7 protein-coding genes and 4 pseudogenes are annotated in these 9,615 nt (G+C 71.6%); 4 read left to right on the top strand and 7 right to left on the bottom strand.

Annotated features, from left to right (window positions below; genetic code table 11):
- Window positions 1-453 (top strand): annotated as a pseudogene (locus tag BZY54_RS40455) (hypothetical protein); the annotation flags it as partial.
- A gap of 194 nt (window positions 454-647) precedes the next feature.
- Here the strand turns inward: BZY54_RS40455 and BZY54_RS54065 are convergent.
- Window positions 648-834: pseudogene (locus tag BZY54_RS54065) on the bottom strand (site-specific integrase); the annotation flags it as partial.
- 295 nt (window positions 835-1,129) lie between these two features.
- Between BZY54_RS54065 and BZY54_RS40445 the strand changes: the two are divergent.
- The gene (locus BZY54_RS40445; RefSeq protein WP_244217577.1) at window positions 1,130-4,156 is read left to right on the top strand and encodes a SpoIIE family protein phosphatase; all 3,027 of its coding nucleotides are present in this window, start codon (window positions 1,130-1,132) and stop codon (window positions 4,154-4,156) included.
- A gap of 74 nt (window positions 4,157-4,230) precedes the next feature.
- On the opposite strand, the gene BZY54_RS40440 is transcribed toward BZY54_RS40445, so the two are convergent.
- The 3 genes from BZY54_RS40440 to BZY54_RS40430 all read right to left on the bottom strand — a co-directional run bounded on the left by BZY54_RS40440 (window position 4,231) and on the right by BZY54_RS40430 (window position 5,747).
- Window positions 4,231-4,488, bottom strand: a complete 258-nt coding sequence (locus BZY54_RS40440) for a hypothetical protein (protein ID WP_086730354.1) — start codon at window positions 4,486-4,488, stop codon at window positions 4,231-4,233.
- A 197-nt stretch (window positions 4,489-4,685) separates the two neighbouring features.
- Window positions 4,686-5,099, bottom strand: coding sequence for a hypothetical protein (locus tag BZY54_RS40435; protein WP_086730353.1), 414 nt, complete (start codon window positions 5,097-5,099; stop codon window positions 4,686-4,688).
- A gap of 339 nt (window positions 5,100-5,438) precedes the next feature.
- Complete coding sequence (locus tag BZY54_RS40430) at window positions 5,439-5,747, bottom strand: YciI family protein (protein ID WP_086730352.1); 309 nt, start codon at window positions 5,745-5,747, stop codon at window positions 5,439-5,441.
- Window positions 5,748-5,834: 87 nt separating this feature from the next.
- Here BZY54_RS40430 and BZY54_RS40425 point away from each other — a divergent pair, with 87 nt between their 5' ends.
- Together BZY54_RS40425 and BZY54_RS40420 are read left to right on the top strand one after the other, a co-directional pair.
- Complete coding sequence (locus tag BZY54_RS40425; protein WP_086730351.1) at window positions 5,835-6,737, top strand: LysR family transcriptional regulator; 903 nt, start codon at window positions 5,835-5,837, stop codon at window positions 6,735-6,737.
- A gap of 158 nt (window positions 6,738-6,895) precedes the next feature.
- Window positions 6,896-7,507, top strand: coding sequence for a DJ-1/PfpI family protein (locus BZY54_RS40420; protein ID WP_086730350.1), 612 nt, complete (start codon window positions 6,896-6,898; stop codon window positions 7,505-7,507).
- A gap of 160 nt (window positions 7,508-7,667) precedes the next feature.
- Here the strand turns inward: BZY54_RS40420 and BZY54_RS40415 are convergent, their stop codons facing one another.
- The 3 genes and pseudogenes from BZY54_RS40415 to BZY54_RS40405 all read right to left on the bottom strand — a co-directional run.
- Window positions 7,668-8,117, bottom strand: a complete 450-nt coding sequence (locus tag BZY54_RS40415) for a DUF7144 family membrane protein (protein WP_086730355.1) — start codon at window positions 8,115-8,117, stop codon at window positions 7,668-7,670.
- Between the two features lie 111 nt (window positions 8,118-8,228).
- A pseudogene (locus BZY54_RS40410) lies at window positions 8,229-8,990 on the bottom strand (ferritin-like domain-containing protein); the annotation flags it as partial.
- Window positions 8,991-9,230: 240 nt separating this feature from the next.
- Window positions 9,231-9,615, bottom strand: a pseudogene (locus tag BZY54_RS40405) (hypothetical protein); the annotation flags it as partial.

The raw sequence follows: 9,615 nt of genomic DNA, 5'->3' as shown, positions 1-9,615 counted from the left end.
CTGGTGCCCGGCAGCGGCCAGGTGCCGGTGAAGGAACTGGACAAGCTGGCCCCCTGGCCGCTGGAGGAGACGGTTCCCTACCAGGAGGAGTACCTGGCGGGCTTTCGCACCGTCCGGTACGACGTCGAGCCGGAGGCCGGCCTGGAGTCGGCGAAGGCGCGGATGGCGCCGGTGATCCGCGCCGACTGCAGGCGGGACATCGGCGGCGACGAGCAGCGGGTGCACTCGATGTCCACCTTCTACGGCGGCCTCACCTACAAGCTGGTGCTGCTGCCCGTCTGGTTCCTGACGTACCTCCACGCCGGCAAGGCGTGGCCGGTGATGGTCAACGCCCGTACCGGCGAGGTCATCGGCGAGCGGCCGTACAGCGCGGTGAAGATCACCCTCGCGTCGGTGGGCGGCGCGCTGCTGATCGCCCTGGTGGTGCTGCTCGTGGTGATGCTGCGCAACTGAGGACGCTCGGCGGCCGGGGCTCTGGACGGACCCCGGCCGCCGAGCCTGCGCGCGGGCCCGGCCGTCTCCACGACCGGCGTCCCGCTGCCGACGGTGCTCGCCCCCCGTTCCCGCCGACCCGAGGCGCTGCCCCGCGCACCGGCCGGGGGCAGCCTCCGGCACGGCGGCATCTCCCACGCCGACCGGCCTGCCGGCTGAGCCGCCTTCAGGGACTCGTAGCCGGCGGGGCTGAACGAGCGGCGGGTGCCGTCCTCGCGAGGGGGGCTTCTGGCGCATGGAGTACGAGCCGTGCCTGCGGCTGGTGAGCTTGGGGCACTTCTTGCCGAGCGGCCGACCGGTGTGGGGGTCTCGGCAGTGGCGGCGGTGGGCGGGGCCCTTCAACGTGAAGCACTTCACCGAGCGCACATTCATGAGAACTCGGCGTGAGAGAGCCGCTTGCTTTCTCTTGCAATACCAATACCTTGAGCGCCTCGCCGGCGAAATCCACCCTGATAACGGAGAGTGAGTCGACGCCACATTCAGTTGACCAGTTGCAAAAAGCCGCCAGGGTGGATTGAATCGCCTAAATTTGCTCGAATTAGGATGGATCCGGCGGATGTAGATCGCTGCGGTCCACATCCGATCGCATACAGCCCAGCGAGTAGCCGAGCGGTGAGCGGAGGCGACAGTCGGCGTGGTGAATACCAGAGGCAGCGATGCGAAAGACATCGGCTCGTCCATGCCCCGCGCTCCCCAACCGCTGCACGAGCCGCAGGGACTGCGGACCGTCGAGACCGTGCGGCCCCTGGAGCGGCACCGCATGCGAATGCGGCTGCTCGACGCCGTCGACGAGGACCGGCGCGATGTCGAGGTGCTGCTGACCGCGCTCCAGCAGGCGGTGGCCGAGGTGCACGGCCTGGGCGGCATGGTGCACCTTCCGGGCGGCGGCATGAGCGGCATCCTCTACCTGGTCGCCGACAGTGGCCTGCCGGAGTTGATGACCCGGCCCTGGCTGATCATCCCGGTACGCGGCGCGGCGCCGCCCAGCAGGGCCGCCCGCGGCGACACCATCGTCTGGCAGCCCGAGCTGACCCCACCTGACCCGGTGCCCGGCCGGGACCCCGCCGCCCTGTGGCCTTCCCGGCTTCCCGCCGGGATCGGTCACCTTTCCGTCCCCATTCCGGGCGGTGGCCGGCGACGCGGCGCGCTCTCCGTCCTCTTCGCCCCGGGCGACGAGCCCGTCGCGGCGGAGTGCGCGTTTCTGAACGAGGTGGCGGCCTGGATGTCCGGGAGGCTCAAGTCGTCCGGGATCCTCAATCCGTCCCCCACCGTGCTGCGCGCCCTGGAGAACGGCCCAGGACCGCGGGAGGCTCCCCCGTGGGACATGGGAGGGGCGCCCCCCGTCACGTACACCTGGGACCTGTGCACCGGCGAGCTGACCTCCGACCGGCCCGTCGAGGAGGTGCTGGACGGCATCGATCCGGAGGTGATGAGCGGCGGCATCGAGGCGTGGGCGGCTCTGATCCACCCGGACGACCTGCCGGGGGCGGTGGCCGGCTTCGACACAGGCATCCAGCTGCGCGGCGGCTTCCGGAACGAGTACCGGGTCCGGCGCCAGGACGGCACGTACCTCTGGATCGAGGCCCGTGCGCGGACGGTCACGGACGATGAGGGGGCGCCGGTCAAGGTGGTCGGCACCATCCGGGACAGCAGCGAGACACACGCCGCCGCCGAGTCGGTGGGACGGGCGCTGCGGCACATGAGCGACGGCTTCGTCTCCCTGGACGCCGACTGGCGCATCGAATTCCTCAATCAGGCCGCCGAGCGGCTGCTCGGCGCCGCAGGGGACGTGGCCGGATCCCTGCTCTGGGACATCCCCGCGATACGTGCCGTGCCGGGGCTGGAGGAACGGTGCCGGGCCACCGCGGCCGAGGGCGAGCCGGCCGGATTCGACGTACCGGGGCCGGACGGGACGTCCTGGTACCACCTGCGGCTGGTGCCGGTCCCGGAAGGTCTCACGCTCTACATCACCGACACCACCGAGCGGCACCTGCGGGAGGCCGAGCGCTCCGCCGCGGAGCGGGCGGCCGCGGAGCGGGCGGCCCTGGTGCAGCGGATCACGCGGGAGCTGGCCGAGGCCGTCACGGCCCAGGACGTGATGGCGGCGGTGGCCGACGGCGTGATGGCCCCCCTCGGGGCCTCCGGACTCGTCATGCTCGACGTGGCCGGCGACCGGCTGAACGTGATCGGCTCCCGGGGATATTCGGAGCGCTTCACCCGGCTGCTGAACGGGCACTGGACACTGGGGGACATCGCGAATCCGGTGGGGGACAGCCTGCGTACCCGCGCCCCCCTCTTCATCTCCTCCCCGGAGGAATGCCTGAAGCGCTACCCGGCGACCGAGACCCTGGTCCGGGAGGGCGGCAAACAGGCGTGGGCCTTTCTGCCCCTGGCTGTGTCGGGGCGCGGGATAGGCGCGGCGGTGATCTCCTTCGACCGGCCGCGGGTACTGGACGACGACGGGCGAACACTGCTGACCGCGCTCAGCGGGCTGATCGCCCAGGCCCTGGAACGGGCCGGGTTCTACGACGAGGCGACGACCCGGGCCCGCACCCTCCAGCGCAGCCTGCTGCCGCAGGCACTGCCCGAGCTGCCCGAGGTGACGACGGCGGCGCGCTACCAGCCGGCCAAACAGGGGGCCGATGTCGGCGGCGACTGGTACGACGTGATCCCGCTTTCCGCGGCCCGGGTCGCGCTCGTGATCGGCGACGTCATGGGCCACGGCATGGCCGAGGCCGCCACCATGGGCGGGCTCCGCACGGCCGTCCGCACCCTCTCGGAACTGGAGCTGCCGCCCGACGAGATCCTCGGTCACCTCAACGACATCGTCGGCGAGCTGGGCACCGATGCCTTCGCAACCTGCCTGTACGGCGTCTACGACCCGGTGACCCGGAGTCTGTCGTACGCGAGCGCCGGCCAGCCGCCCCCGGCGGTCGCCCATCCCGACGGCACCGTCTCCTTCCTGTCCATGGCTCCGGACCCGCCGCTGGGGGTGGCCTCTCCCCCCTTCGAAACCCTCGAGACCGTACTGCCCCCCGACAGCCTGCTCGCCCTCTACAGCGACGGCCTGGTCGAGAGCAAGGACCGGGATGTCAGCATCGGCATGAGCCACCTCGCCGAGCTCCTCTCCGAGTCCATGAACGCCGTGCCGACCTCACCGGCGGACCCGTCCGACCTGGACGCCCTCTGTGCCGCCCTCACCTCCGCCCTCCTGCCCGCCCACGGCGCACTGACCGACGACGCCGCCCTGCTGCTGGCCCGCACCCACCCGCTGGCCGCGGAGAACGTCGCCGAGTGGCCGTTGCCGGAGGACCCGGTGGCGGCGGGCCGGGCCCGCGACCTGGTCCGCACCCAGCTCAACGACTGGGACCTGGCCGACGAGGACCTGATCATGACCACGGAACTCGTGGTCAGCGAGCTGGTCGGAAACGTCGTCCGGCACGCCTGCGGCCCCATCCGGCTGCGCATGCTCCGCAGCCGCGCACTGATCTGCGAGGTCTCCGACGCCAGCCTGACCACGCCGCACATTCGCCACACCTCCGCCACCGACGAGGGCGGCCGCGGTCTGCAGCTCATCTCCGCACTCTGCCAGCGCTGGGGCACCCGCCACACCTGCACCGGCAAGTCGATCTGGACCGAACAGCCCCTACCCGTGCTCGGATAGCAGGGCCGGGACGGCTGCGGGCGGCGAGCCGAGACGAAGGCGGCCGGCTCAGGAAGGCCTTCCTCCGGGGCGGTTCAGTGGGTCTGGTTCCACCGGGCTTCGTCAGGGTCCTGCGCCGTTTCCCAGCGGAAGGAAGCGAGGGTGATGTGTTCCTCGTCCGCGTCGGCGTGCCCGACTTCCCGGAGGTCGCCCAGCAAGCGGTGGGCCCAGTGCCCGAGGACGACGACCGCACCCAGCAGCAGCCCGACCAGACAGACCATGCCGACCGCGAGTCCGGCCAGTCCCAGCAGGCCGTATCCGGTCACGTACGCCAACGCTGCGCCCAGGTCCATGCGTCCACACTTTCCCTGCGGACGATGGTCGTAGGGCTGTGTGGCGAATCCGTGCCTCGAAAGTACCCGTCCCGCAACGCGTACACGGGAGTGGGTCCGTAGGCGAGTGGGTTGTGCCGGGCTGGAGCCACGCTCCGGAGGAGCGGTGGTCCGGGCGAGGCACCCTCGTCCGCTACCGCGGACTCACCGGTGGCCTGCTAGTAGCTTCTGCGGCGCAGGCTTTGCACGAACAGTGGCACCGACAACAGGAGCAGGGCGCCTTCCACGGCCAGGCTGACCAGCCCGAGCGGTTCCGTCCAGTTGCCGATGTCGTCGCTGTAGTCGGGCAGCCCCGGCCCCCTGGAGAGGATGTAGCCCAGCAGGGGGCCGACGGCGACCCCGGCCGCCAGCAGCCATCCCGGCCGGACGAGACCGATGAGGAGCAGCACGGCGGCGACCACGGCCGCGATCTCCAGGACGTGGTAGGCGACGCCGACGTAGTAGGGGTCCCTCGTCGTCGTGATGCCGCCTTGGTCCACGACATGGATGGCGGCCACCACGAGGCAGAGCAGAGCTCCCGCCCACCTGGCCGCCCAGGTGGCCTCCGGCGTCAGCGCGGTGCGGTGTGACATGCGGAGGCACCTTCTCCTTCCTTCGGCAGCGCGTGTCCGCCGTATCGCGGTCCCACCTGCCCGGCCGGCTCCGGACAGGCGGCGCGCCGCACCTGTGTCAGGTCCCAGCCTCGGCGGGCGGCCGCTCTCCGTCGCCTCCGGCGGTGCAGACGAGTGACACGGAAGAGGCGCCGTCGCGGACGGCCCTCGGTCCAACGGGCTCCCGGTCGACGACGGCTGCCGGCCCGTCGACGCAGGCACATACGCGTTGCACTGGGGTCGGGACGGCGGTCTGACGCCACGCAGGGCGCCGCGAGGCTCTGCCTTTCGCTCCGGTGCCGCCGGTTGATCAGCACCGTGTCACGAGGCCGGCGTCGCCTCGGGGAACGTCGGCGCCGCGGCGGACCCCTCCGGCGTCCAAGTAGGTTCAAAACGGAGGATGTCGGCGGTGGCGGCGCCCTGGGTGATGAACGGGTCGGAGGCGACGGCTGCCTCGATCGCCGACGCCTCTCCCTCTGCGATGATCAGCCCGCCGGTACGGGGCTCCAGCGGCCCCGCGTAGCGCACCATCCCCTTGGCGAACACACCGTCCGGGTTGGCGTAGTGGGCGTCCTTGAGCGCATCGATGGTGTTCAGCGGCGCCTGGTACTTGAGCACGATCACGTACATGCCTCAAGTCAAAGGCAGGCTGTGCCCGCAGCACCAAGACCTGTTCGTCATGCGCCTATAGGCTGGGGCCTATGGGCGGTGATCAGGGTGGGTGAACGGGGCCCGGACGCGCTGTCCGGCGTGGAGTTGCGGCACCTGCGGTACTTCGCCGCCGTCGCCGAGGCCGGCACCGTCACCGAGGCGGCCCGGCGCCTGCGCATCGCCCAGCCCAGTCTCAGTCAGCAGATCCGTCTGCTGGAGCGATGCATCGGCACTCAGCTCTTCCGCCGTCTGCCGCAGGGGATGGAACTGACCGACGCCGGACGGCTCCTGCTGGACGGTGTCAACAGGGCGTTCGGCGCGCTGAGTTCGTCGATCTCCGCGGCGCGCGCCGCCGCCAAGACGGTGACCGTCGGAGTGTGCCGGGGCGTGCCGCAGTCCGTGCTGGCCACAGCGGAGCAGGTCATGACACGCGGCCGGCCACTGCGACTCGTCTACGAGCGGGTCGACTCCCCGCTGCAAGGCGATCTGCTGCGTGCGGGCACCTTGGCCTTCGGCATCCTGCGCATGCCCGTGGACACCTCGGGTCTCCGGCTGCGCACGGTCAACGACGAGCCGCTCGGCGTCGTACTGCACGGCCGCCACCCCCTCGCCGACCGACCGGAACTGACCTGGCCCGAACTACGTGGTCAGCGGCTGCTGTGGTTTCCGTCGGAACGCGCCCCCGGCTACGCGGCCGAGGTCCTCGCACGCCTGCGCGAGCACGGCTGGACCCCGGACACGGTTACCGACGATCACGGCAGCCACACGCTGTTCCGTCACCGGCTCATCGGCGACGACGGACTCGTCGCGCTCCGGCCCCGGAGCGGCTCGGTCGGCGACACGGACCTCGTCTGGCGCTCTGTCGGCCCCGAACCGCCTCACGAACGAGTGGTGCTGGCCGCGGCTGCCGGCGCTCCCTGGGCCCGGCACCTGGCGGAGAGCGTGACGACTGCGCCCACCGTGGCCTGATCGCTGTGCGGCAGCGGCTGGTCCCCGAGTACGGAACTCGGGCTCCGGGCTCGGCACCAAGGCGGCCGTAGGCATGCCACCAGCCGCTGATTGGCTCTCGCCCGGGGCGGCGTGCCGGGGAACACTGCTGATCTGACGCCGCACTTGAAGGAGTCGTGATGCAGGTAGCCGTGGTCACCTTCGACGGGTTCAACGAGCTCGACAGCTTCATCGCGTCCGCGCTGATCAACCGGTGCCGTAAGGACGGCTTGGAAGCCTTCGTCACCACGCCGACGCCGGTGGTCACGTCGATGAACGGCGTCGAGGTGACAGGGCAGCGCCCGCTGGAGTTCGTGACCGAGGCCGAGGTCGTGCTGATCGGTAGTGGCGTGAAGACACGAGACGTGGTCGCCGACGACCGGCTCGTCTCCAGGCTGCCGCTCGACCCTTCGCGCCAGTTGGTCGGTGCGCAGTGCTCCGGCGCGCTGGTCCTCGCCCGGCTGGGGTTGCTGGACGGCATGCCGGCTTGTACGGACGTGAAGAGCCGCCCCTATGTCGAAGCCTGCGACGTCACCGTGCTGGACGCGCCGTTCCACGCCGAGGGGAACATCGCCACGGCGGGCGGTTGCCTGGCGTCCCAGTATCTCGCCACGTGGGTGATCACCCGGACGCTCGGGGAGGACGCCGCGCGCGACGTCCTCGACTACGTGGCCCCGGTCGGCGAGAACCGGGAGACGGTCGAGCGTGCCCTGCGTGCCGTCCACGCGAGCGCGGGCGCACTGGTGCGCTGACGCGCGGCGCTGCGCCGGGCTCGTGGCTTGCCGGCACGCCTCCCGCGAAGCTCCGGACGTGCGTGCCGGTGCGGCCGAGCTCAGAAGGCTCCTCAAGCCTCGCGCCTCGCGCCTCTGGGCACCGAGATCGCCGCGATCACCGCCTGCCTTCACGTCCGTGTCACAGAACCGGCGACCGCGGTGAGCGGTGGGCCGTCAGGGCCCAGATGACCCAGGCGTCCAGGCCGATGGAGATGAGGGCCCACAAGGGCAGATGAGGGAGCCAGAGGAAGTTGGCGACCAGGCTCAGGGAGGCCATGAACACGCCCAGGACGCGGGCCCACAGTGCGTCCGTGAGGAGGCCGAGGCCGGTGATGACGGCGATCAGGCCCAGTACCACCAGGACCCAGCCCCATCCGGTCAGGTTGAACCGGTAGACGTAGTTGTTGATGCGGGCGTAGATGTCGTCGGACGTGATGGACGAGATGCCCTTGAGGATGTTCAACAGGCCGTCCACCAGGAGCACCACCCCGGCGAACACCGTGCCGCCGGCCGCCCAGGAGCTCGTCGCGCCCGTGACGCCGGCGTGGGCCTCGGCATGGTGTTCCGGCGTTGGCGGCTGCTGCGTCATGGCGTCGTCCTCCTGAGCTCGGATGCGTCCACCGTGTTCGCCGGGGAGCGGCGTCACCAGCGGGGGGCGGCCGGACGGGTGAACCGCCGGTACCCGTGTCAGGACGGCGCTCGGCCGTGTGTCCGGGCGCGGGGCCAGCACCTCGGAGGCCACCGCGGCGGACGATCGGACGATGCCGGTCACGAAGCTCACGCGGCCGACGCCGAGCCGGCGCAGGGCCGGGCCGTGGTCGGCGGCGACGGCGAGGGAGACGGCGAGCAGCAGGAGCCGCCACAGGAGCATCACCGGGCGGCGCAGGGGGCGGGGCAGTCGCGTGAGGGAGGCGTGCAGGCGCTCGCAGTGGAACGGGACGTGGCGCTGCTCGTCGGCCAGGATCCGGTCCGCCACGTCCGAGGTGAGCGGGTCGGTGGTGCCGTCGCGCAGGGCACGGTAGTAGCGCAGCGCGACCACTTCCGCGATCAGCAGCACCAGCAGTTCCGTGCGCAGGCCCATCAGGCGCCGCAGCCGTATGAAGACCGTGTCGCTCCAGTGGCCGGTCAGCGTCGGGGTGCCGCCCGCGCCCAGGAGTCGGGCGAGCAGGCGGGCGTGGTTCTGTTCCTCGGCGACGAACAGCCGGACCGCCTGCGCGTAGTCCCGATCCCCGGCCTCGTCCGCCTTCGCGACGAGGTTGGCGCCGTCGCCGTCCTCGCCCACCTGGAAGCGCTGGACGCTCGCCCATATCGCCGGGTGCAGGGACGCGCCCCGGCTCCAGTCCGGATCGCCCTGGGCGCGCCTGCGGTCGCGTTCGTCCTCGAATCGGGCTGTCCACTCGCCGAAGTCGCTCACTCGCACGCGGTCTCGTTTCTCCAGGGCCTGGGCTGGCCGGAGGGGCATGTCCATGCCCGTACTCCGCGGGCCGGGGGCCCCGGGGCGGTGCGCCGGTCGGGGCGTGCCCCAGTCCGGCCCGGATCCGGTTCAGGTGACCGGCGCCCATGCGATGCGCCTCGCCGCCAACCTCGTTCTTCCGTCGTCGCGTTGGGCGCCGGCCGGTCGTCGGCGTCATGATCGCACGGTTGCGTCGGCGGCGCTCACATACCCGAGGGCGACGTTCTCGCGGCGGGCGCCTGCCCTGCCCTACGGCACCGGCGTCGCCGGACGGGGTGCCGCCGCCCCCGTGCGGCGTACGGCCGTGGCCAGCGACAGGGTCACCCCGGTCGACGCCAGCGCCATCACCGTCATCGCCACCGCGGGCGAGGTGACCTGTGCCACCGCGCCCGCCAGGGACGCGCTCAGGCCCTGCAGGGTGAGCATGCCCGCGGAGTGCAACCCGAGGGCGTGGCCGCTCAGTTCGTCGGGGGTCAGCGTCATCAGCCGTTCCTGCTGGACCAGGCTCGCGCCGAAACCGGCCGAGGCGAGTGTCACCAGGCAGGCGGCCACGCTCCTGCTGTTGCTGCTGGCCGGGCCGTACCTGCTCTTCGTGCTGCACCCGCCCGTGCCGGTGGCCGCCTGCCTGGTGACA

This window comes from Streptomyces carpinensis, assembly GCF_002154505.1.
GTDB classification, from domain to species: Bacteria; Actinomycetota; Actinomycetes; order Streptomycetales; family Streptomycetaceae; genus Streptomyces; species Streptomyces carpinensis.
This window is presented reverse-complemented; position numbering and strand designations above follow the sequence as displayed.

Excerpts from the sequence above, each read along its gene's own strand:
- BZY54_RS40440 (WP_086730354.1), bottom strand. The coding sequence starts at position 4,488 with ATGGACCTGGGCGCAGCGTTGGCGTACGTGACCGGATACGGCCTGCTG.
- BZY54_RS40435 (WP_086730353.1), bottom strand. The coding sequence starts at position 5,099 with ATGTCACACCGCACCGCGCTGACGCCGGAGGCCACCTGGGCGGCCAGG.
- BZY54_RS40430 (WP_086730352.1), bottom strand. The coding sequence starts at position 5,747 with ATGTACGTGATCGTGCTCAAGTACCAGGCGCCGCTGAACACCATCGAT.
- BZY54_RS40415 (WP_086730355.1), bottom strand. The coding sequence starts at position 8,117 with ATGACGCAGCAGCCGCCAACGCCGGAACACCATGCCGAGGCCCACGCC.
- BZY54_RS40420 (WP_086730350.1), top strand. The coding sequence starts at position 6,896 with ATGCAGGTAGCCGTGGTCACCTTCGACGGGTTCAACGAGCTCGACAGC.